This is a genomic window from Chryseobacterium sp. FR048 (assembly GCF_056844665.1).
The window spans coordinates 1-1,124 of sequence record NZ_JBXDSE010000023.1 but is presented as its reverse complement, the minus strand read 5'-3'; the positions used below and the strand labels follow the sequence as shown (position 1 = coordinate 1,124).

The window sequence follows — 1,124 nt, the reverse complement described above, 5'->3', positions numbered from 1 at the left end:
TTATTAACCTTAACCTCTCCAAAACCCTTAATCCATCTACTCCTGCGCTCCCTTAATTGGGACTGCAAAGATACAAACTCTTTTTTAACTCGCAACTTTTATTGATTAAAAATTTAAAGTTTTTTTTCGTTCGTCTCTTCTTTAGAGTATATCGTTTCTGCTTATCTAAAAGCTCTTCTGCGCTTACTGATCCTCTTTCGTTTTTCAGTGGGGCAAAGATAGAAACTTCTCCCCTCCCCCGCAAGTTTATTTAACATAAAGTTTATAAGAGTATGGGTATTGTGGGAAAGTATACTACTTAAATAATTGATATTATTAAACTTATACACTAACTAACACTTATCCACAATGAGTATTAATAATCTTAAATACATCATAGATTATTGGAAGATCGTTTATAAAGTAACTCTCTATTAAAAATAAAAGCTATAGAATTATAGTAATAAGAATATCTGGAGCCAGATATCATCCGATTCCTGGCCCCAGATATTTGGATAATAAAATGTTTTATGACTCCATAGATCATAAATGAAGAAAATACCCAGAAAATAATTACAATAAAAACATCCGATAAGATATTCTAAGGAAGTAGAAAAGTGTATGAATAAAATAAGAAGTCAACAATTGGTAAAGTAACAACATCAATTAATAAGCAATGCTCTGTCTATAAACTTTCAAGGGTCGGTATTATTTCAGAATGCCCATTATAAAACAGGATTACGGGTTCTCATGATGCGTATTTCCAAACCTAAAAGGTTTTAGGAACCTGTTAGGTTTAGTCTGTGGGTATATCAGGTTAAAAGAATGGATTGTGGATAAGTAGTGGGATCCCTCCGGGATGGAAAAAGTGCAGGGGAATAGGTGTGCTGGTATTACAGGGAAGATTGCTAGGTAAGGAAAAGAAAAGAAGAGAACAATCGATTCAGAATAAAGAGTAAAGAATAAAGAACAAAGAGTAAAGAGGGGTAAATCCTGAGAGTTGGCTTAAGTATAAAGCAAAAAAAAATCCTCTATCTTTCGATAAAGGATTTTTTAAAAATAAAATAAAAACTGGCGGCGGCCTACTCTCCCGCGTTAGCAGTACCATCGGCGCTGGTGGGCTTAACTTCTGTGTTCGGAATGGG

At 34.2% G+C, this 1,124-nt stretch carries 1 rRNA gene; it reads right to left on the bottom strand.

From position 1 onward, the window contains the following. Window positions 1–1,048: 1,048 nt before the first annotated feature. Window positions 1,049–1,124 (bottom strand): 5S ribosomal RNA (gene rrf, locus AC106K_RS28020); the annotation flags it as partial.